The 21,950-nt window shown below is 36.4% G+C and carries 19 protein-coding genes; 4 read left to right on the top strand and 15 right to left on the bottom strand.

What is annotated here, in order from left to right:
* Positions 1 to 189 precede the first annotated feature (189 nt).
* From IEV52_RS02915 to IEV52_RS02885, 7 genes are all read right to left on the bottom strand, one after another.
* A complete protein-coding gene (locus tag IEV52_RS02915) occupies positions 190 to 2,274 on the bottom strand; it encodes an LTA synthase family protein (RefSeq protein ID WP_188401026.1) in 2,085 nt (694 codons plus the stop codon).
* A gap of 115 nt (positions 2,275 to 2,389) precedes the next feature.
* Positions 2,390 to 2,572 carry a hypothetical protein gene (locus IEV52_RS02910; protein ID WP_188401025.1) on the bottom strand — a complete coding sequence of 61 codons (183 nt, stop codon included), beginning with the start codon at positions 2,570 to 2,572 and terminating at the stop codon, positions 2,390 to 2,392.
* 95 nt (positions 2,573 to 2,667) lie between these two features.
* Positions 2,668 to 3,852, bottom strand: coding sequence for a DHHW family protein (locus tag IEV52_RS02905; protein ID WP_188401024.1), 1,185 nt, complete (start codon positions 3,850 to 3,852; stop codon positions 2,668 to 2,670).
* A gap of 13 nt (positions 3,853 to 3,865) precedes the next feature.
* A complete protein-coding gene (locus tag IEV52_RS02900; RefSeq protein ID WP_188401023.1) occupies positions 3,866 to 5,287 on the bottom strand; it encodes an MBOAT family O-acyltransferase in 1,422 nt (473 codons plus the stop codon).
* Positions 5,288 to 5,502: 215 nt separating this feature from the next.
* A complete protein-coding gene (locus tag IEV52_RS02895; RefSeq protein ID WP_188401022.1) occupies positions 5,503 to 5,652 on the bottom strand; it encodes a hypothetical protein in 150 nt (49 codons plus the stop codon).
* Positions 5,653 to 5,799: 147 nt separating this feature from the next.
* Positions 5,800 to 6,807: a S1C family serine protease gene (locus tag IEV52_RS02890; RefSeq protein ID WP_205724048.1), complete on the bottom strand. Its 1,008-nt coding sequence runs from the start codon at positions 6,805 to 6,807 to the stop codon at positions 5,800 to 5,802.
* A gap of 199 nt (positions 6,808 to 7,006) precedes the next feature.
* A complete protein-coding gene (locus tag IEV52_RS02885; RefSeq protein ID WP_188401021.1) occupies positions 7,007 to 7,183 on the bottom strand; it encodes a hypothetical protein in 177 nt (58 codons plus the stop codon).
* A 109-nt stretch (positions 7,184 to 7,292) separates the two neighbouring features.
* Between IEV52_RS02885 and IEV52_RS02880 the strand changes: the two genes are divergently transcribed.
* Positions 7,293 to 7,925 (top strand): response regulator transcription factor, encoded by a 633-nt coding sequence (locus IEV52_RS02880; protein WP_188401020.1) that lies wholly within the window; start codon positions 7,293 to 7,295, stop codon positions 7,923 to 7,925.
* Positions 7,926 to 7,991: 66 nt separating this feature from the next.
* On the opposite strand, the gene IEV52_RS02875 is transcribed toward IEV52_RS02880, so the two are convergent.
* A complete protein-coding gene (locus IEV52_RS02875) occupies positions 7,992 to 10,061 on the bottom strand; it encodes an Ig-like domain-containing protein (RefSeq protein WP_188401019.1) in 2,070 nt (689 codons plus the stop codon).
* Between the two features lie 224 nt (positions 10,062 to 10,285).
* On the opposite strand from IEV52_RS02875, the gene fabF reads away from it, so the two are divergent.
* Positions 10,286 to 11,521: a beta-ketoacyl-ACP synthase II gene (fabF, locus tag IEV52_RS02870; RefSeq protein ID WP_188401018.1), complete on the top strand. Its 1,236-nt coding sequence runs from the start codon at positions 10,286 to 10,288 to the stop codon at positions 11,519 to 11,521.
* Positions 11,522 to 11,620: 99 nt separating this feature from the next.
* On the opposite strand, the gene IEV52_RS02865 is transcribed toward fabF, so the two are convergent.
* Positions 11,621 to 12,037, bottom strand: coding sequence for a hypothetical protein (locus IEV52_RS02865; RefSeq protein ID WP_188401017.1), 417 nt, complete (start codon positions 12,035 to 12,037; stop codon positions 11,621 to 11,623).
* A gap of 301 nt (positions 12,038 to 12,338) precedes the next feature.
* Between IEV52_RS02865 and IEV52_RS02860 the strand changes: the two genes are divergently transcribed.
* Positions 12,339 to 13,700 (top strand): glycosyltransferase family 2 protein, encoded by a 1,362-nt coding sequence (locus IEV52_RS02860; RefSeq protein WP_188401016.1) that lies wholly within the window; start codon positions 12,339 to 12,341, stop codon positions 13,698 to 13,700.
* Positions 13,701 to 14,105: 405 nt separating this feature from the next.
* Here IEV52_RS02860 and IEV52_RS02855 read toward each other — a convergent pair whose 3' ends face one another.
* The 3 genes from IEV52_RS02855 to IEV52_RS22495 form a co-directional block, all read right to left on the bottom strand.
* Positions 14,106 to 14,441: a hypothetical protein gene (locus IEV52_RS02855; RefSeq protein ID WP_188401015.1), complete on the bottom strand. Its 336-nt coding sequence runs from the start codon at positions 14,439 to 14,441 to the stop codon at positions 14,106 to 14,108.
* Between the two features lie 172 nt (positions 14,442 to 14,613).
* Positions 14,614 to 14,892 carry a hypothetical protein gene (locus IEV52_RS02850; RefSeq protein ID WP_188401014.1) on the bottom strand — a complete coding sequence of 93 codons (279 nt, stop codon included), beginning with the start codon at positions 14,890 to 14,892 and terminating at the stop codon, positions 14,614 to 14,616.
* A 57-nt stretch (positions 14,893 to 14,949) separates the two neighbouring features.
* A complete protein-coding gene (locus IEV52_RS22495; RefSeq protein ID WP_268234745.1) occupies positions 14,950 to 15,078 on the bottom strand; it encodes a hypothetical protein in 129 nt (42 codons plus the stop codon).
* A 331-nt stretch (positions 15,079 to 15,409) separates the two neighbouring features.
* On the opposite strand from IEV52_RS22495, the gene IEV52_RS02845 reads away from it, so the two are divergent.
* Positions 15,410 to 17,158, top strand: a complete 1,749-nt coding sequence (locus IEV52_RS02845; RefSeq protein ID WP_188401013.1) for a methyl-accepting chemotaxis protein — start codon at positions 15,410 to 15,412, stop codon at positions 17,156 to 17,158.
* Between the two features lie 1,033 nt (positions 17,159 to 18,191).
* Here IEV52_RS02845 and IEV52_RS02840 read toward each other — a convergent pair.
* The 3 genes from IEV52_RS02840 to IEV52_RS02830 form a co-directional block, all read right to left on the bottom strand.
* Complete coding sequence (locus tag IEV52_RS02840) at positions 18,192 to 19,283, bottom strand: low temperature requirement protein A (RefSeq protein ID WP_188401012.1); 1,092 nt, start codon at positions 19,281 to 19,283, stop codon at positions 18,192 to 18,194.
* 249 nt (positions 19,284 to 19,532) lie between these two features.
* Positions 19,533 to 20,402, bottom strand: coding sequence for a GNAT family N-acetyltransferase (locus IEV52_RS02835; RefSeq protein WP_188401011.1), 870 nt, complete (start codon positions 20,400 to 20,402; stop codon positions 19,533 to 19,535).
* 834 nt (positions 20,403 to 21,236) lie between these two features.
* Complete coding sequence (locus tag IEV52_RS02830; protein ID WP_188401010.1) at positions 21,237 to 21,944, bottom strand: hypothetical protein; 708 nt, start codon at positions 21,942 to 21,944, stop codon at positions 21,237 to 21,239.
* Positions 21,945 to 21,950: the final 6 nt, after the last annotated feature.

The following is a 21,950-nucleotide window of genomic DNA, read 5'->3' as shown; positions in this document are numbered from 1 at the left end:
TTAGCACTTTTCCTGATAAAATCTTGTTTTTCCTGATATATTTTTATGTTTCATGATATGTATGTGATTTTTCCTGATAAAATCATTTTTTTCCTGTTAAAATTGTATCATTCCTGATATATCCAAAAAGGGTGCTTCCAAATGGAAGCATCCCTTCTTTGATCACGTTTCCTTTCAGATGTTTCTCCTCTATTTAAACAGGATTTCGCTACTATACTGTTTTCCAACAAGCAAATCATACTGAAGCATCTGATAATCTTTTAGCAGCTGCTGCTGTTTTTTAGAGAGTGCAAATTGTGACTTTTGCTCTTGATTGATCAGCAAGCCCGGCTTAATACCAGGCAACTCACTTTTCACTTCTTCAAGAAACGTATAAAATGGCGGTTGTTCCATTCCTGCAAGATCAAACAGTGTCGGCCCGATAAATGCCGGACTCATGACCTTCAGATCTTCTTTTGGCACTTCATAGTTGGCGTAGATCAATAATGGTGTTTCAGAGAACTTTTGCAGTTCAACTTTTGGGTTGTAAGGTTCTGTATATTTTGCCTCTTCATAGATTGCTTTGTTCTGACCTAAGATCGGTAGATGGTCTCCCCATAAAACAAATAGTGTGGGTTCCTTTAACCGTTCAAGCTCCTTAACAAGGAGGCCAATGGCGTGGTCAGATTGAGAAATGCCTTCCACATACGTCTCCAATTCCGCATTTGATACTGAGCTTAACCCTGAGACTTTTATAGAGGTTTTATTATAGCGGTCTGCCGCATACGGAAAATGGTTCTGCATCGTCACTGCATGAACAAAGACAGGATCATCTTTACTTCTCAAGTTATCCATAATTTCATGGGTAACGGCTTCATCTGAAATATACGGTCCTGACATCTCCTTATTTTTCATGGAGTTCATATGCAAGAACTCATTGAATCCGAATGTGTCATATACTCTGTTTCGTTTATAAAACACTTTGTTGTATGGATGAAGAGCTAACGATTGATATTCCCGTGATTCTAGTTCACTGACGATTGTAGGTATGAACTCTTTTTGGTCGATAAGCTGCTGATAAGGTAGGGATCCTGCTTTTAAAAATCGCATAGAGAGCCCTGTCAGCGCCTCAAACTCTACATTAGATGTTCCTCCTCCAAACGTAGGAGAGAGTACACTTCCTGAAGAATACTTCTTCATCAAGTCCCGTGTTATTGGCAGCGGGTCTTTGCTGAACGTTACATTTTCGAGTTTAGTCGGATCCCAAAATGCTTCACTCATGATGAACACGATATTCGGATTCTCGACCGTATTTTGCCTTGCAGGCTGTTTGCTCTCTGCCTTTTTTTTAATTCTGTTCGCAATCTCTTCTATCTTCTTTTTGCTGTAACCCGCTGGTTTATCAAACGCATCAACATGTAGATTAGACAGGAAACCGAACACAAATCCATTATCCCGATAATTGGACGGCTGGTTCCATCGAATAATTTTAACATCTGAATCCTCGGCTAATGCTTTTACATATGTCTTCGGATAGTTAAAGAAGGAATAAAAGAGGAAGATTGAGAGGGCTATGAATATGCCTCTTGTCCACCAAGCGGTCTTAATCTCGTTTAATTGTGTATAGATAATAAAAAAGTACCCTATTACAAGGACGACTAGAAATGCCAGGATAAGCAGCTTCCAGAACGAAAATGCACCAACAACCATTGGAATGACTTCGGCGATATGTGTAACCTGCTTAAAGTCAGATGGATAAAGCGGTTCACCGAGAAAAGTCATCTTATTTGCGTGAGTAAGACCGACTACTACAGTTACACCCATGCTTAGAATCAGACTTAAATAAAGTCTGCCTGTAAGAGATAAAAAGAAAAAATAAAGAAACAAAATAAATACAGAACCCAACAGATAAATCTTTGTTTTCCCTTGAATCCAATCAATAAATTCATCGATGTTCAATCCGTTTTGAAAGAACTGAAGGATACCATGGAGAGCAAATGAAGACCCGATAATAAAAAGCAAAACAAATACAATACGAAGGTACCGGTTGTTAGTCATTGTGGCTGCCGCCTGCTCCCTAAACGTACAGAACATTTGAGACCTATATAAGATGCACGATAACAAGAAAGCAAAACCAGTTAAAAGGGCAAACTTTTTTGTATGCAGCTGGCCCCAGTCAATGGCTCTGTCTACATTCAGGCCATTGATCAAAGTAAGCAATACCAGTACAGTAACTAGTGCAAGAAAAACATTAACAAATAAAAATAAAGATCCTCTATATATATCCTTTTTCATACCTCTACCTTTCTAAATAAAAGTCTCAGCCTTTATCTTTGTCTATCCTTTCATTATGACAAACTTAGGTAGAAGAAGAAATAAAAATCTGAATATTTAATCTATAAGGATATACTTATATAGAAATCACTTCAGATGCAACAAAATTCTTTATTTGTTCTTGATACGCATTAATTTTATGAACCTCCTCAGAGTATGGGACTTTTATAAAACAATCATTAGTTAAATTGGTATAGTTGGGATAATAATACGCTGGTTCACCTTGGTTATCAGTGATATCAACTTCTTCTGCAATCATTATATTTATTTTTATTAATCAGGCCAAATATTCCTGATAAATTCGTAATTCAACAAAATAAAAAGCCTGCAGGCTATCCTGCAAGCTTTAATTTCTTATTTATTTCTACCCTCAAACGTATACAGATTTGGTGTTTGAATGGCTGATGATACGTTATGGACGAATACCACCATATCCAGATCTTGTTTATCTACATAATCATACATGTTTCCGCCATTTAAGCGTAGGTCGATCACATGCACTTCCTTAAAGTGTGAACTCAAGAGCGGAATCATCGGGTTGGCATAAGAATCCTTCAAAATCAATACCTTAAGATCATTCTCAGCTTTTTCATTCTTGATCACAATATTGGATGCGTTGCCGCCCATATAGACATTATAGCGGTCCGCATACATTTCTGTGTCTTCTTGTTTGCTTATATCGTAGAACGGTTTGCCGCATTGCCCTTTAATGCAAACATCATATCCATCGTAACCATCTTTTGGTTCCATGATTTCGATTTGATCGGCTTTCTCCGCATACGCTTTATTCGATAATCGAGCAGCAGAACCATAGAATCCAGGTTTTTTGAATGTTTTCACCTCAAAATCTGAGAAGTCTTTCGGTTCTCCAACCTCTGGATGTTTCTTACCTAACTCATTGATCACTTGTTGGTAGCCATAGAAAGCCGCTTTTTGTTTCCAGTGGTGATCCGTATAAAAGTACAATTGCTCATCTTGGTTCTTCTCGATAATGTTCTCACGTAGGTCTATTGTGTTTGTCTTAGGACTAAGACCATTTAAAAAGTTCTCTGCATTCTCTTGTGAGTAGTCTTCAGCAAACGCTGGCAGCTTATCTTGATTTGCCATTACTTTGGTTGGCGCCATCGTATAATAAACGTCAAGGCCTTTTGAATCTCCATACTCAATAAACTTGTTTATCTGTTGGTGTTCATCCTTAAGATCCTCGATTTTATTTACAGCTTGCAGAAGATAACTATCTTCACCTAAAAATACGCCGTTTACAACTTTTTCCTGCATAAATTCTTTCTTAAACGTAGAATAGAGTTCAAGCCATTCTTCCCTTTTATAAACTTGATCATTATAATACGTTTCAAACTCCCCAAAATACTCTCCGGAAATTAAGTCCTCCCCTTCTTCAAAAAGAGGCAGGGAAGCCATTTCCCGGTTTTCAAGCTGCGAAATTTTCGTATCTTCAGCGAAAACCATACCCACTCCGACAAATCCGATCAAACCTATAAACGAAACTGCTAAGATTTTATCCCCGATTGTTTTCCTCATTTAATAGCCCACCTTAAAACCTGAAATAAATAAATGGATTGAATGTGGCATTAACCATGTACGCAATGGACAGTAAGAGAACTGCAGCGTAATAAACAGGTGCGCCAATTTCATTACCTATAACGAAAACTTTATTAGATCCAGTTGTGAATAATTTCTCCATCAACCACTTAAATAAAGGAGTAGCACTTATAATCGCAAGACATAATAAGACAGAATAATTCGTTAGGTAGAAGGCAGCTCTTTCATCAAAGAGCGGAACATTGCCGAACCCAAACATGACTTTTAAATAACCAAATGCATAAGAAAAAGTCTCCGCTCTAAACAGTACCCAACCACTAATGATCAATACAAGAGCATACATATGCTGCAGTGGCCGCCATAATTTGAATATTAATTTTTCTAAGAAGGCTTTTTCAATCGCAATAATGATACCGAAATATAGCCCCCAAGCGACAAACGTCCAGCTGGCTCCGTGCCAAAAGCCGGTTATGAACCACACGGCAAACAGATTTCGATACGTGATCAGTTTACCTTTTTTGCTTCCGCCAAGTGGGATATACACATAATCACGGAACCATGTACCAAGTGAAATGTGCCATCTGCGCCAAAACTCTGAGATCGTTCTTGAAACATACGGATAATTAAAGTTCTCTAAGAAGTCGATTCCAAACATCTTCGCTAGACCGATGGCCATATCAGAGTAACCAGAAAAATCAAAGTAAATTTGTAGGGAATACGCAATAATTCCGATCCAAGCCATACCGACAGACAACTCGTTCGTAGGTGTTTTGAAAATTTCGTCGGCAATCAAACCAACGTTGTTGGCTAAAAGCATTTTTTTAGCCAAACCAATGATAAAACGCTTAACACCTTCCGTAAACTTGTCAAACGTCTCAACTCTGTGTTTCAACTGAGCAGCAACCGTCTGATACCTCACTAGTGGACCCGCAACAAGCTGTGGAAAAAAGGCAATATAAAGTGCCATGTTGATCGGATTCTTTTGCACATCCCCATGTTTACGATATACATCAATAACATAACTCATGGAGTGGAACGTGTAGAACGAGATACCTAATGGAAGTAAAATTTCAGGAACAGCAAAAGACGAGTTAAATAGACCATTAATGTTTTCAACAAAGAATATGGCATACTTGTAGTAACAAAGAAGAGATACGTTCGATAGAACCATCAATGTCATGGTCAATCGAATGGCTGTTCTCCGTTCTCTAACCTTATCAACGATCAGACCGAACGTATAGTTCATAAGAATAGAGAACAACATGATCGGAACAAAAGCTGGTTCTCCCCATGCATAGAAAAATAAACTTACGATTAGTAATAAGGTGTTTCGCAGTTTTTTTGGACAAATATAATAAGCTAAAAGTACGATAGGTAAAAATAAGAATAAAAAGACAGTTGAACTAAATAACATGGTGGTCCTCCTGAAGTCCAAACTAAAATAAAAAGTAGCTCTATTTCTTGTTATAGCTGATTATTAGTAAAGCGTCTATATTTATTTTACAAAGAAAAGAAGCCCACATCTCCAAGGCTTCGTCACAATCATATATATTCGCATCTTAAATCAAATTCATGGGTAAATACTAGATGTAAAATACTGGTCATTACTATTTTTTTTTGGCTCTGAGGTTATTGCATTTCTCCTCCAAGAAGCTTTACAACACCATCTTCATATCCCACCACATATGACATGTAATAGGTCGATGTTTGTTCCCCCGTACTTACTGATTCATAAGCTTCAAGCGTGATATCGACTTGATAGGTACTATCCTCATTCAAGCTGACTGAGGATTCTAAGATAGAAGTTGAAAGCGTGTTAGAATATCCAGCCGCAAACTCCTCGACTGATGGAGAAGATGCTTTCCAGTTCCCCCCGATAAGCTCATACGCACTCCAATAATCACCATAGTTAATGTAGTTGTAATACTAATCAACAACAGCTACGGCTTCATCTTCTATTAGATTCTGATCATCCTGATAATCTTCTTCATATAGATAATCCTCCTCATAAGGATACTCTTCTACATACGGATATTCATCGGAATAGGACTCCTCCTCTTCTTCTACATCATAATCTTCTTCTGTACCATAAGAAGTGTCGCTATCGTATTCCTCATCATAGTCCTTTGTAATATCTCCCTCGTATTCCGGTACTTCGAAATCATAATATTCCTGGTACTCCTCAAAGACCATTGGATTTTTAGACCACTTTTCAAGCGTTGGAAGTACCGTATAAATCGGAATGCTAAACCCGATATGCTCTGTTGTATGTTTAACTGAGTTAATGCCAAGTACTGCTCCATCAATGCCACTGACGATTGGTCCACCACTGTTACCTGGTGATATGGGAGCGGTAATCTGGTACATATTTTCATAGACAAAAGGACCCAATGAAAACGAGCGATCCAACCCGCTTATAATTCCTACTGTCACCGTATTTTGAAGACCGAGGGGACTGCCAAGTGCAACCACGTCGTCTCCTAGTTCAGCGGTATCGCGTTTTATTTTTAATGGTTTGATTTTCGCTAGACTCTCAACACGAACGAGAGCAATATCAGTGTGTTCACTGCGACCAATCACCTTACCTTCATAATTCTTCTTATCACTTGTTTTAATAGTTACTTTGGTCTCATACCCTACAACATGTGCGTTTGTAACCACGTCACCTTGATCGTTATAAAGAAAACCTGATCCCGTACCTTCAGGTGTTTCAATTTGTACCACTTTATTTTGGGTAGTTTTAATGATGTCTTTTAAGTTCCCTTTTTGTAAAGGAGCAGAAACCGGAACCTCTTTTGTAACCACCTCTGTTTTTATTTTTTCTACAGGCTGGGCTTGTTTTGGCGGCATGAACTCATATAAAAGGTAAGCTAACAATATACCGAAAAATAGAACTGTCATAACCAGTGATGCTGGTAACAAAGCTTTTCTCACAGGGATTTTCACCTCAACGTTGTAATAAACCATTCTTACTTATTCATGTAATGAATACTAGTGCTTTTTCCTTAGTTATATCGGTAAAAATTTACATACTTACAGTGATTTAATCTTAGGCAAATAAAAAAGAGAGGCCGTTTATTGCCCCTCTTCTTGTATTAATTTAATCAGCTTGTTTCCATTCACTTATTAAGGTTTAGAGATCCTTGGCAAATCGTTTAAAGATGGATTCGTTATCATTTTCAGCAACCAGTTTTAACGTCTTTTCTTTTCCATATTTCTGCATTAAGAAATCGATAAAAGATACACTGTCAATATAGTTTTCCCAGTTAGAGGTGTAGGTTTCCAGAAATTGCTGATCATTCCACAGCAACGTATCATATACAATGCGGTAAATTCAGGAAATAGATGTTTTTTTATTACAAAATTACTAAAAATACCTTATATTAGAAAAGCCATCTTTCACTTTAGGAGGATTTTCTTTGAGTATTTTTTTAATCCATAGAATTCCCATCATACAAGAGGAATTGTATGTAGCTATCAGAGAAGTGTTTCATTCCATTCATATATACCGTCTCAACAATATGCTGGAATTGGATACTATTTCCATGAATATAGGAGATCTGCTCTTCATACATATTGAAACGCCTGAACCCAAAACATTGAAAGTATTAAAACAGTTAAAAGGTAAAGGTGTAAAAATCATTGTGCTTATGGAGTCAAACGATGAAACTGACATAAAATATCTTCTTCAACAAAAATTCACAGGATACTTTTCAAGTTCCTTTCATTTATCCGAAATAATAGAAGCCTTAAAACTCTTTCAGAACAATAAACCATATTTACACCCTGCTCTATCTTCCCTTTTACTTGAAGAATATATTAGTGAAAGTTCCAATTATGTTAAACCGCCGCATTTTTCACTTACAAAACGCGAATGGGAAGTTCTCCAGCTAATAGCTGAAGGATCAAGTAACGAAAATGTAGCCAAACACTTATTTTTAACAGAGAGCACTGTAAAGAACCATGTAAGCTCTATCCTTAATAAATTGGATGTTCCCGACCGAACATCTGCTGTTATTAAAGCATATAAAAATAAATGGATTCATTATTAAAAAAGACATTCAAGCTGAAGTTGCCTGAATGTCCTTTCTTTTTTTCTATTGTATATTCTCATCAAGCTATTTCACCGAAACTACAGCTGTACTACTTTTGTTGCCTGCAGCATCTGTCGCGTAAACACTTACTTTCGCGTATTGTTTTTGTGCCGGAATCGTAATGCTGTAAGAACCACTTAAAGCAGTGCCTTTATACGTTTTTCCGCCAGCAACCACAAATACAGAAGCATTATTCTCTGCCGTTCCTGTAACTTTCGTGGAAGTCTTATAGATGCTGTTCACTTTTGGCATGGATGGCGGTGTGCGGTCTACAACCGACATTTTCTTTGGCTTGCTCAAGTTTCCTGAACGGTCTTGAGACTTTACGTCTAGGTTCTGCCCAGCCTTGATACCTGGAATAACAAGCTTGTACTTTCCTTCCCCGTCCACTTTTACAGACTTGGTTGTAGTTGAATTTAATTGAATACGAATAGTTGATAATGGTTCTGCTTTTCCGCTTACTGTATCATATTGGTCATTGACTTGACTAACAACTGGTATTCCAGGAGCTACAGTATCCCGCAGTACATTAATCCACTGCTCGTCCATTTGGTCTCCGTCTGCATCCTGATATTGCTCCATTACTCTGATCTTTGTATTTGCTGTTAATGGCTTATTTAAATAAAAAGAAAAAGTCCCGTCTTGGTTTACCGTTGAACGATATTCCATTCCATCAAACCACGTGAATATAGTAGCCTCAGGCACAGCCGTACCTGTTACGTAAAAGCTGGAGTCATAAAGAGGGTTGATATGAATGTTCGATTCTTTCTCATCTCTTACATGCACGTTCATCGTTTCTGAAAAACCGCGGTAGTAAGCTGTAACCTTAGTACTTCCTTCTTTTTGTCCAATGATTTTTCTGTTTTCATCCACTGCAACGATCTCCGGATCACTTGATACTAGCGTTACTTGTCTCGGATCAAGCAATGTTTTCGTACCATCAAAGTAATAATCCATTCCATAATACGTACTTTGACCAGTGTTTAGCGTGATGAATGGATCTTCGAATGCTATACAGTTTCCTGATGGTGACTGAAAAGGTAATTCCATGATCTGTGTAAACGTGGTATAGTAATTACCTTTACCTCTTTCAATCGCAAGGTACTCAGGATGATTGGAGAAACTTATTAGATCCATGGAGGTGTGTGACTTAATATAATATGTCAATTCTCCGCTTTCTATATCATAAAATTTGATTCCGTCATAGTTTGTAGTATAAATACTGTTTCCATCCGGAGTTAAATCAATATCAACCCAACGATAGATATCCGCGCCATCTATAGGCTTATTCACAAATTGTGAAGAAGTCAATGTTTTCTTGCCATATCCATTTTGTCCGTCCAAAACGATCATTTGAGATTTTGCACTGCTGATTAAGAATAGACTTTCCCCATCAGGGCTGTATGTTATCCCCCATATCGCATGAAAACTTTGACTTTCCTCTAATTGAAAAGGATTTATTATTGTTGCAATCGTTTCTTGTGTTTCATAATTGATGATCTCTACATCTTTTCCGTGACTAGCAGCAAGAATTGGTTGGTATGGGTGAAGAGCGATTTCTGTATTGGCTACCTCATCATAGGTCTTTTCAAAAAGCACTTGTTTGGTTTTCATATTATAAATGGCAATATGGTCTTCCTGTGAATAACTTCTCCCTGAACTGCTTGCAAATGCTGCTATTTCATCATTGCTTGCCTGAAAAGCGATACTACCCCAAGAATACGGAATGTCATAAAGGTATTCCCCAGTGTTTCCATCACGTACAATCGTGTAATCTCCTGCTGATACCATGTAGGTTCCTTCAGGACTAAATTGATAGCTTCCAGTGTTATTATCAGAGGTGAACGTTGTTAACCGTTCACCAGTATGAACATCAAAAATCTCATTCGGATAGCTTTTTCCTTCTACATTTACCTGATCAGTGATAATAATTCTGTCACCAGTTGGATGCAGTGCGGGAGAGTCACCTTCTACTGCAAACTTGATCGGCTTTGAAAGATCTTCTCCATTTACAACCGTTGTAGTAAGTGATGCAAAAATAAACGAAGCAGCTAACGTTACTCTCAAATACTTTTTATTAATTCCTATCCCCACAAAATACTCCCCGTTTCATTTAGTAAGATAACAGCATGTATTATTTTACCATAGTTTCACAGTATTGGAATATTCAAATCATAAATTTAGAGAGTTCTAAACTCCACTTTCTTAAATCAAAAACCTATTATCCATATTTTAACTTTAATGTAAATTAATTAAAGGTATTTGGATGATTTTGTCGAAATATAAAACTTCCATATAAATACAAAAGGGGAGTTAAGATGAAAAGAGTCGTTGTTACAGGGATGGGAGCTATTACTCCGCTTGGGAATTCAGTAAACGAGACATGGGAAGCTGCTAAAAAAGGGATATCAGGCATTGGTAAATTGACTAGGTTTGACTGTACAGATTTTTCAGCGAAAACTGCTGCTGAAGTAAAGAATTTCAATCTATCAGACTATATGTATGTAAATGAACGGCACCGTATGGATCGTTTCACACAATACGCAGTAGCATCTTCAATTATGGCTCTTAGGGATTCAGGAATTTTACCAGGCGAGACCTACCCTCAAGAACGAATAGGTGTATCGTTTGGAACGGCTATCGGAGGAATTGGGAGTTTTGAAGAAACGTATAAAGACCTTCAAGCAGGGGGTTATCAGAATCTCTACCCTTTTTCGACTACAACTGTTATTTCCAATATGGCATCCAGTCAGGTGTCCATTGCCTTAGGAGCTAAAGGTGTAAATTCTTGTACGGTTCTATCCTGCGCTTCTGGATCTAATGCTATAGGTGATGCCTTTCGAGTCATCCAGAGGGGCGAAGCTGATGTCATGATCGCTGGTGGCTCAGAAGCTTCTCTTACTCCACTTGGTATTGGCGCATTTTGTGCGATGGGAGCGATTTCTACCAATCCGGATCCAAAGTCAGGCTGTCGTCCTTTCGATCAGAACCGAGATGGTCTTGTTATGGGGGAAGGAGCTGGTGCACTAGTGCTAGAATCATTAGAATCTGCTCTTAGTAGAAATGCTACTATTTATGGGGAGATAGCAGGATATGCATCTGTTTCTGATGCTTACCATATCACCTCACCTGCTCCTGGCGGCGAAGGGGCTGTGCGAGCTATGGAAGGAGCACTCCATGATTCCGGCCTTTCGAAAGACGATATCAGCTATATCAATGCTCATGGAACAAGCACAACCTATAATGATAAATTTGAAACTCAAGCCATCAAGTCTTTCTTAAAAGAAAGGGCTTATCAAGTCCCAATCAGTTCAACCAAATCCATGACAGGACATATGATGGGCGCTGCCGGTGCAATCGAGGCTATCTTTACTTTGCTTACCATCAATACGGGTATCATTCCTCCTACAATTAATTTGAACACGCCAGACCCTGAGTGTGATCTAGACTTCGTTCCAAATGTAGCCAGAAAGACCTCGGTAAGAGCCGCACTCAGTAATGCTTTAGGGTTCGGAGGGCATAACACAGCTTTAATTTTTAAGAAAGCAGAATAAATGAAGAAAAGCCTCCAGAGTTTATTCTCCAAGAGGCTTTTTCTTCTATTATTTCCTTCAACAGTTGTAAAAAAGAAAAAAGCCCCTAAACAAGGACTTTTACTGGTTATTTTTTTGCATTTCTTTAAGAGCAACAACTTTTAAAGCCTGCAGTTCTTCTTCTGACAATTTGGACTGAAGACCTTGATAGATCTCCGCTTTCTCTTCACTTGTCAATCCTTCGCGTACTTTATCCCGTAATTCAACCATTTCATTAACAGAATACTTTGCAGAAACAACCTTTATTGCTTCTTCTTTTGTCGTGAACGGTAAGTTTGCGGGTGCCTGTTCTCCGTCCTCTACGTACTTTCTAACCTCAGGATCATTCAAGAGCTGGTTTACTTCCTCTTCATGACCCACTAAAGTTTTCGAAACTTGATCCATCACTTTATCCGAAGCATAGTCTATGACATAGTTATATCCGACAAATCCCAGTGCAATTAGAACCACTAAGAACCCAAGAATCCATTTAAACATACTTTCACCACCTACTTATCTTTTATCATACTTGTTAAGTAGATGAAAGAAAAACACCATCTTTTGGTAGCGTTGTTCATTGGTTCATATTTTCTGCAATAACTAATCGTCTTTTCTCATGATTATCTTTAATCTACTTTTTTCCTGAGTATTTATTTCTGTTCTCCAGTTCATCTTTTGTTGTCAAACTGAAAGTATTTCCTTCAAAAATCTTAAAAAGTACATTATCTAAATCGTGTGTAGTAATTCTTACTAATGCCGATATAAAGAAGAAAGTACTAGTTAAAATGAGGATACTTTTATGAAATTACATTTCCATCATCCACTTCCTCCTAGAAAAGAAGTAAGAAGACCTTTAAATAGATCTATCTACATACCTGTCTTTCTAAAATTTTGGCTTAGTCATTCTGCATCTTTCATTTGGATGATTTTTTCGATTTATGTTTCACTCCCCTGGCTTAACGATCTCTCCAATGTTGTAAGTTATCCAATTGCTTTATTTATTATAGCGGGAATCTCTTATATACCAGGCTACCTTAATGCATTCCTGGTGATTTCCTTAATCTTTGATAAACAGCCTCCTTTTAAAAACGAAAATCCTTCTGATACAGTAAGTATCTTGATTGCTGCACGAAATGAAGGAGAAGTCATATCGAGAACGTTAAGTTATATCAGTAAACAGGATTATAAAGGTAAGCTAAAGGTCTTTGTGATCGACAATGCATCTTCAGATGATACATATAAAGTGGCAGAATTAGCTGGAACAGCTTTTAATTTGGATGTAACAGTTCTAAGAGAAACGCGTCCTGGTAAGTTTAATGCGTTAAACAGTGCTCTAGAATCTGTCACGACTCAATACGTAATCACACTCGATGCCGATACGATTCTTCATCGCTCAGCTGTTCGTTTCTTAGTCGCAAGGATAAAGAGCGCCCCACTGGATATCTGTGCTGTTGCTGGTTCTATCCTCGTTCGTAACAGCAGGGGTAACCTCCTCGCTCGCATGCAGGAATGGGATTATTTTTTAGGGATTGCTTCAATAAAAAGACTGCAGGGACTATATCAAGGCACACTCGTTGCACAAGGTGCTTTCAGCATTTATGACACGGAGAGGATTAGACAGCACGGCGGATGGCCCGATGCCATAGGGGAAGATATCGTGCTAACATGGAACCTTCTTAAGAACGGATGGAAGGTATACTTTGAACCTCTGGCTGTTGCGTTCACCGATGTACCTGATACGCTTCCCCATTTTGCTAAGCAGCGGTCGAGATGGGCGAGAGGAATGATTGAAGCATTAAAACAGACGAAACCTTGGCAACAGCCGGAAGCTTATCTAAAATATCTGACCGGGATAAACCTTATCATGCCTTACCTTGACATTGTTTACACACTCTGTTGGCTCCCTGGGCTTATCCTCTCCTTTTTTGGTTACTATTGGATCGTAGGGCTCACTACACTTTTAGTGCTGCCGCTCACTCTGATTAGTTACGGTTTTCTTTACCAATATCAAAAACATGTATTTAAACGTTTAGGACTTCGAATCAGGAAGAATAAATTAGGGTTTTTTGTGTTTGTCTGCTTTTATCAGATGCTCATGTCACCTATCTCAACCTGGGGTTATATCCAAGAGGTATTTAAGTTAAGGCGGGTGTGGAAGTAATATCATGTAGTCAAGGTTAAACATTGTTTGCTTATAACATTTTTAAATTAGAAAAGCTGCCTGTTTTGGCAGCTCTAACCTTTGATAAAACGCACCCGATTGTTGAATAAGTCAATCCCCTACAAATTCTACCTACACGTGAATCCGATTTTTTATTAATTAAGAGAGCCATAAGAACCTCATTTAACTGAAAGCCATAAGTTTTCAGCGTCAGTGGTGAACCCCACCTTCTCTTCTCCTCAGTTATGAAACAATTAAACTTGATTCTAGTTTGGGCATGAAGGTAAAACGGTATACCAGATTTGGTCAACAATCTAATAGGAAAAGGGATATCGCATTTATTGAGATAACCCCCTATTTAGATGAAAAAAGATCCTATAAAGTGCTCATTTTTTACTTATTTTATCAATTTAAAGGAACATGAATTAGTACGTTATATTCCGCTTCATTGATAATGTAAATGCTTTGGAAAGAACCTTGTCCGAAGAAATACTCTACCATGTTCTCAGTGAACTCATCATCATTTGAGTTTCCGAAAAGTTTCTTAAGTTCTCTAACTGTTTTAGATGAATTTTGATGTTTAGGTAGTGTTACATAACATCTGTCGCTTACCATTATCAACTTCTCTAATTTCACCTTAGCCGTTAACCCTAACCTCGCCTTAATTTGTTTTTCCAAAAACAATTCAAAATCAGGATGATTCAATTGATAGGTAGAAAATCTAGCTAATAACGCTTCCATGATACATCCTCCCAGGAACACTTTTTTCTTAGGTTTTCCCATAGGAGAAAGATATATACCTAGTTTAATAGTTGTAAATTAGAACTTAAAAAAACCTCTTAAGGTGTGCTTTTAATCAAAAAAATTCACTTCTCCTTCTTGAAAAAATGCACCCGATTTGGAATCAAAGAAATTATAATAGTTCTCCATTATTAATTTTTTGTATCCAATCCTTAATCTCAATGTCTTTATGAAAATAAATGCCCTTTTCAATCTCTAAATCAATAGCCATTAATTCTATTAAATAACTATGTAATTTATCTTCCTCGGGGGATAAACGATCTCTACAATCAAAATTTTCTACCCATTTGTATGCCCACAAATCGAACTCTTCTCTAGTCATCTTATTGGTTAGTACATTCTGTAACTTATTTATAATTATTTCTTTGGTTGGCTGAAGCTCAAAAGTCAAAACATTTCTCTCCTAAATAGTAATTATACTTTTCTCTATTTCAATAATAAGGTGCATTCATCCTTCGTGAAGAAATGTACCTGATTGTTGAACGAACACATTGTTTAAAATAGTAATTTCAATGATTAAAGTGTTGGTTGTACCTTCTAAATAAGGAGTTTCTTCTTTTATTATTTGTTTCTTCATAATGGTCAATAAAACCATTACCTAAAGACATGTAACAAACAAATATGAGTGTTCTTTAGGAAACCAATGGAAAATAATTAGTGAAATGAAGCAGATATAATTTGTCCATTTTTGCTTTTTTTGATTAAACGCTATGTATTGAAGTAATAATTAATATTACCTCTACCAAACTTACCTTTTTACCCGGGTTAATTACCTGGGCTTTTTTATGGCAAAACTTTAACGAAATATTTTTATCCCATAAGCAATTTTTGTAAATATAAACCAGTAAATGTTTTATAAAGCCCTCCGATATAAACGTTGTATTTTATTGTTTAAGGGGGAAGTAACGTTGATAAAACGAGTTAAATCTTTAAGAAAATCCCTATCTATATTCCTATTAATTGTAATGGGAATTATATTTAGCATGAATAGTGGATTTTTATATTTCAATACAATTTCTTCTGCTGAAGAAACTATTCAGGGGACCAGCATATTACACGCAAGCAGGGTTGCAGAAAGTATTGATCCTGAGGATTATAAAGCTTTCTTATCTAATCCGGATTCCAATGATGATTATTGGAAAATCCGGGATCATCTTAATGATTTTAGAGAGAAAGTCGGGGCACTTTACCTGTATACATTGCTTGTTGATGAAGATAACAAAGTAAAAATAATGGTAGATGGGCAACCAGAAGACTCAGAAGTAGCAAGTGAAATTGGCTCAAATACAACATCAACTACTTTTGAAGATGTAGCACCCGCTTTAAAAGGAGGAACAAGCAGCACTCAGATCGTACATGACCCTGAATACGGGGATTACTTAAGCGCTTTTGCTCCATTAAAAGATAAGAATGGAAAAGTTATAGGCATAATCGGTATTGATATTGATGCCTCTGATGTAAATTCGATTTCCAATCATGTACTCAAAAACTCATTACCTATTTTCTTAATAATATCTATAGTTTCTTTAGGAGTAGTTTTAGTCTTACTAAATATCTTCTTAAAGAAGAAGCTGGGCCCTTTAACCAGCTTAAGTGAAGTAGCAACACTGATCTCTGAAGGTGATATCAAATCAGCAAAGACCGCTGTTTCTGAATTGAACTTGAAATCTAAAGATGAAATCAGTCAACTGGGACAAGTGATGCAAAGCATGACAGGTACACTTGAAACAATGGTAGGTAAAATTCAATCCCTCTCTATCCAGGTTAATGAACAAAGTAATCGTTTAAATCAAACTTCTTCAGAGGTTAATGAGGGGTCTAATCAAGTTGCAACGACTATGGAAGAAATGGCATCTGGTGCGGAAACACAAGCAACGAGTACAGCTGCCATGTTAGACAAAATGAATGAGTTCTCTGATTTAATTCAGGCAACCAATGAGCATGGCCAACAAGTAAAAGACTCTTCTCTTCAGATCTCTGATAAAACGGAAATTGGTTCGAAATTAATGGATTCCTCTAAGCAGGGTATGGAAAAAATCTATGAAACAGTTGAACAAGCCGTAACTCGAATGAATGAGTTAGAAAGGAATACAAATAAAGTAACAGATCTTGTCACGTTTATTAGTGAAATTGCAGACCAAACAAATCTTCTAGCTTTAAATGCTGCAATAGAAGCAGCTCGTGCTGGAGAACACGGAAGAGGTTTCGCGGTAGTTGCCGATGAGGTAAGAAAGCTTGCTGAACAAGTATCCACTTCTGTTAGAGAGATTAATGGTATTGTAAACAAGGTAAACGGTAGTTCTAAAGAAATGGTCGTTATGTTAAACAATAGTTTAACCATTACAACAGATGGTAGATCTACATTGAATGAAACTGGAGCAACGTTCAGCGATATTTCAGATACTATACAGTCAATGAATATTCTTATAGATCAAATGGCTGTTCAACTTGAAAATGTCTTAAATAGACAAGATAGCATAAAGAACGATATTGAAGAAATAGCTGCTGTTTCTGAAGAAAACTCAGCGGGCATTGAGGAAGTATCCGCCTCAACTCAACAAATGAGTGCCGCTACTGATGAAATTAATGGCCAAGCAAAAGAACTAATGGAATTATCAGATGAGTTAAAGCAACTCAATGAACAATTTAAAGTGTAGTTAAGAAAAGACGCCGGAGCTTAATGTTCTGGCTTTTTTGTTTAATAAAGAAATGATTAATGAAATCTTTTTAGGGAAATTATTATTTTGAGGTGATTCTTTATGTGCGGAAGGTACAGCTTAACTGAAGACTTAAACCAGCTACAAGATTCATTTGCCATTGAATTCTTAGGTGAACTTTCTCCCCGATATAATATTGCGCATGGAACCCAAATCCTTACCATTGTTTCTCTTCATGAAGACTCCTTTAATATGTATCCTGCGGAGGAAATGGAGAGTTATCCAGTCTCAACTTTGGTTAATACCCCAAAAAATGATTTTGCGGAGATTATTTCTCCACTAAATAGCCTTTAGGAGACCACTTATGCTTTTTGTCATGTTCACAAATAACTAATTGTATAAACAAAAACAGTCGGATTATAAGTCCGACTGCTCTTTCTTGCTTGAAAATCGTATGTTATATTTGAAACCCCTATGTAAATAGGCAGTCAGAGATCCTGTTGACTGCTCTTTTTATGTCTATTCTATTCAAGAAATGCACCCGTTTGAGACTATTAACAATATTCTCCGTTATCATCAATTCCGATTGGATAGTATGGCATTCCACTAATTATTTCAAATAGTTCAAATGGGTCACCATTATTTGATAGCCAATCAACTGTAAAGTCTTTAGGATTCACATATTCATTAGCTATTGTATTTATAGTTGTAGGCAATATAGAAAATAAGAATGCCACTAAAACAGTAAATATTACGATCTTAATTATCGAGTATTTATAGTAAGCCCCAAAAGAAGACCAAAAATTAAAGGATAGCCAAACCACTTAGATGAAAATATCACTCTAATAGAGTTCATAAAAACAAGCTCCTTAATAAGGGGTTAATTTCCATAATAATCATGCCTTAGAAAGAGCACTTCTCCTTCTTAAAGAAATGCACCCGATTGTGGAATAACTTGCTTGTTGTACCTAACCACTTATAATCATTGTTTTGGAAAAGCGGGTCTTGGAATAAACAAAACAATTGGTAAATACTATTTAACGGTTATAAACGCAAAAACAATAAAGAATAATGCCATTTCAACTAATATGATGAGACCACTTATTGGTATAAGTAAACTGGTTGACCAAAATAAAAAGATTATCCCCAAAAATAGGGTTAAATGCGGAAACCCTAAACGATCTTCTTTAAAACGGTACTTATGAAAAACTATACTTGTTCCTCCAAAATAAATAAGGCTTGCAGCAAAAGAAAGGTTTACTAAAAAGATGGTATCGACTTCATAAATATGAGACAGTTGGATGGTAGATGCGAGTATGCTTAATGACATGTAAATGATTAGATGGCCATAAATAATGATTTGACCCGAAGTTCTGCTTTCTTTATTAATTTTTTTCTCCAAGTTGTCGAAATACTGCCACCATAGAGCGATAACCAAAATAAATGAGGCCAGTAACGCCGTTATACCTGGAAGGATACTCTCCTTCACATTTACGATCGCTATAATACTTACAATGAACTCACCAAATAAAATTAGAGTTAATAAACCGAACCTTTCTAGAAGATGGGGAGTATTTATGGGTACTCTCTTCAGATATTTATGTCCCATAAGTGGAATGATTGTATCGATTGCTATCCCCAAATACAACACCAGGTATCTCACCCATTCATCAAAAATAATAGAGCATAATGATATAAGCGCTCCTACTAAGAACCCTTTTCCTAAAAATTGGGCTACCCTTTTCCTATCCCCTTTTTCTCTTCGAACAGATATTAAATATTGAAATGCCGTTACAAAACGAATGCCTAAATATCCAGCAAGAAAAGGTAAATAATAAGGATCAAAATCAACGGATAAACTGGCAGTCATCAAGATAATAAAGATCATCTGTATGATCAGGAATACCCGTTGTAAAAGACTATCGTCACCATATCGGTTAATATACAATGTCTGCCCAACCCAAGCCCACCAAATTGGCACAAAGATTAAAATAAATTTAATCAAATAACCAGAGGGAATAATTCCTTTTTCTACATGCAGTAAAATATGCGTGACCTTTGCAATAGCCGCTACAAATATTAAATCATTAAACAACTCTAGCCAAACTACTTTTTTATGTGGCATTTTCCCCTCCGGCTCAAAACTTCTCTTTTTTATAATTTCTACTTAATTTGTGAAGCTATCAATAACAAATTGAAGATATGAAATAGTTTTTACGTCTTCTAGTTTATGTCCTTATTTATTTTTTTTGCTACGGCTGAATTATCTTATTTAATTCCATAAAAAAGAGCACTTCTCCTTCTTGAAGAAATGCACCCTTTTCTTGAATAACACATGAGCTTTTATTGTCTTTGGTTTTACTGAAGAACAAAATCATCCAAAAATCTGTGCAGCTATTCCATATAATGTTTTATTACGTGGTGGTAATTGCTTTGAATTTTTAATCATTATAGGCGGTCGACTTACTTTTCCAAATCCACATTTTTCTAAATGGAACATAAAATCTTCATTCCCTGAAGGAATATCGATTCTTAATTTACCTTGATGATTGTTAGCTAATTTATCAATTAATAAAGACGCTGTATGATGATCAGGTGCTACAATGGGGCCAAGTATAAGATTCATAGGTCCTAAAATAGACAAACCAAAACCTATGATAGTTCCATCTAGACTTTTGACAACTAGAGACTCTTTTGCTTGGCTAATCCGGTTGATCAAAAAGGTTCTTCTTTCTTCTCCAAATGCATCCTTATCTAACTTTGTAACTTGAGATAAATCTTCCTTACGCATCGGAATGATTTCAATATTCAATGCATCGGTTGATCTCATAGAAAGATAGTTATCACAAAGATATTTATGAACACTATCTGCAGTTCTAAACCCCATACTCTCATACATTGGTTTTCCTTCATCTGTTGCAATTAGCATAACCATTTTAGCGCAAGAAACAGAGTCTAAACACTTTTGTGTTACTTTTCTTCCAAGTCCTATACCTCTGTAATCTTGATGAACAATGACCATACCAATAGATGCTACACTTAATCCATACGGAATAATTGCTGCACTAGATACAATTTTACCCTCTTCATTCTTATGCCCGTAAACTTTTCCAGATGACATTACTGTATGAATTTCTTCTTTATCATAATCCCATCCAATTGATGCTGAAAGCGCAATTAATCCTGGAATATCTCGTTCTTCAAGTGTTACTAAATTAGTTATAGTTCTTTCGGATATGCTCATTTGCAATACTCCTTAAGTATTAAATATTTTGTCGTTTTAATTATATAACTTCACCCCATTTTTTTAATATTTTTTCCACTCCCATGGAAAACCTTAGAGCTTTGAATCACTTTCTAATAATTCCTTCTCTTCTCAAGAATATGGCCCGTTTGTGGAATAAGGAAATTAAAAAGAACTCAAAAATAGTGAGTTCTTCTGAAAAAACATATTTGGTAGCCTTTATTAGATTTTATGCCCATATTAAATCTTCAGCATTTACATGCCTATCAATTAAGCCCCTTCTTCCAATGTTAATGATTTTAAGATTAAATCTCCCTCTATAATAAACTACACATGATGTGTTTTCTGGTGGATAATTCCATGTAATTAGTAAAGCTTCCACGTCCCTTAATCGTTTAGAAGAGAAACGATTTTCAGTGAAATACACAAGAGTACCCACTCTAATCAAGATCTGACCTCTAACATTAAATAGCCAGTCCTTTTCGTTTTCTTTTATTCTCTGTAAGATACTTCTTTGAGTTTTACCTATATATAGAAGTGTTTCTTTGTTTCCATACCTTTTTATGTAGATTTTCTAATGTATATGGACCGGACCATTTAATGACAACCGTTTGTTTCATTGAATCTCCCCTATATGATAAAGAATACACCTCAAATACTTTATCGGATAAATAATGAAAATTCCCATAATATTGAAGGTCCATGTTATATATAGATAGGTTGATATTCCAATAAAAAGAAACCATCTAATTCAAGGCGAATTAGATGGCTATTTTTACAACCTTTTTCTGCTTCGATCCAAAGAACCGCTTTTGGAAATCCCTTTTGAAATAGTCAGTTCTTCTCAATCTTCCATACTAAATTTTCGGGCTTGTCCTTTTCAAGGAACATTAAACGATAGACCTGTTTGTAATCCTTATCAGCAAATTCTACCTTATGGTTAAGTTTCCATTCTAGACTCACATAATCACTGAATAGGTCCTGTTCGTCTGTATTCTCAACAGAGAAAATTTTCTCTTTATTGATGATTTCCCCGTTTCTTTTCTTAATCTCCATGTATACATCAATGCTACTTACCTCATGATGACACACGATGTTACAAACGTATTTCTTATTCGGACTGCTCTTCTTAAGTAGAGGATAGATGTTCTCATAACCTGATTGTTTTATAGTATTATAGATTTCTTCTAAAACAGATAAATCCCAGTTAAATTCTTGAGCAGCTTTTTTCATACCCTCATGGACGATCTCAAGGGTGTGCTCCTTCTTCTCCTTATGGGATTTCAAAGCTAAGATAGCTTCAACATCAGTCTCCACAAAGACAGGAAAATAATCAAAGATGATGTGTGCAAACGTATCAATCTGCTTTACCTGTCCTAGATGTTCTACACAATAAATCTGTATACCCTTATCTTCTTTTGCCTGTAGTTTGGGTAAAAGACGACTATATAAAAAGGTTATACATCTAGTCTCGTGAAAGAAGGTCCAGTTCAGATCCCTGTTCTTTGGAACGTAAAGCTGAATATCTTTAATGATAGGCATAGATTA

Origin of the sequence: Fictibacillus barbaricus, assembly GCF_014635025.1 — a bacterium.
Classification (GTDB): Bacteria; Bacillota; Bacilli; order Bacillales; family Fictibacillaceae; genus Fictibacillus; species Fictibacillus barbaricus.
The sequence above is the reverse complement of the archived record's forward strand: the minus strand, read 5'-3'. Positions and strand labels throughout refer to the sequence as shown.

What these genes read in the sequence shown, in the direction of transcription:
- IEV52_RS02915 (WP_188401026.1), bottom strand. Translation starts at nt 2,274, where the DNA reads ATGAAAAAGGATATATATAGAGGATCTTTATTTTTATTTGTTAATGTT.
- IEV52_RS02910 (WP_188401025.1), bottom strand. Translation starts at nt 2,572, where the DNA reads ATGATTGCAGAAGAAGTTGATATCACTGATAACCAAGGTGAACCAGCG.
- IEV52_RS02905 (WP_188401024.1), bottom strand. Translation starts at nt 3,852, where the DNA reads ATGAGGAAAACAATCGGGGATAAAATCTTAGCAGTTTCGTTTATAGGT.
- IEV52_RS02900 (WP_188401023.1), bottom strand. Translation starts at nt 5,287, where the DNA reads ATGTTATTTAGTTCAACTGTCTTTTTATTCTTATTTTTACCTATCGTA.
- fabF (WP_188401018.1), top strand. Translation starts at nt 10,286, where the DNA reads ATGAAAAGAGTCGTTGTTACAGGGATGGGAGCTATTACTCCGCTTGGG.
- IEV52_RS02865 (WP_188401017.1), bottom strand. Translation starts at nt 12,037, where the DNA reads ATGTTTAAATGGATTCTTGGGTTCTTAGTGGTTCTAATTGCACTGGGA.
- IEV52_RS02860 (WP_188401016.1), top strand. Translation starts at nt 12,339, where the DNA reads ATGAAATTACATTTCCATCATCCACTTCCTCCTAGAAAAGAAGTAAGA.
- IEV52_RS02855 (WP_188401015.1), bottom strand. Translation starts at nt 14,441, where the DNA reads ATGGAAGCGTTATTAGCTAGATTTTCTACCTATCAATTGAATCATCCT.
- IEV52_RS22495 (WP_268234745.1), bottom strand. Translation starts at nt 15,078, where the DNA reads ATGAAGAAACAAATAATAAAAGAAGAAACTCCTTATTTAGAAGGTACA.
- IEV52_RS02840 (WP_188401012.1), bottom strand. Translation starts at nt 19,283, where the DNA reads ATGCCACATAAAAAAGTAGTTTGGCTAGAGTTGTTTAATGATTTAATA.
- IEV52_RS02835 (WP_188401011.1), bottom strand. Translation starts at nt 20,402, where the DNA reads ATGAGCATATCCGAAAGAACTATAACTAATTTAGTAACACTTGAAGAA.
- IEV52_RS02830 (WP_188401010.1), bottom strand. Translation starts at nt 21,944, where the DNA reads ATGCCTATCATTAAAGATATTCAGCTTTACGTTCCAAAGAACAGGGAT.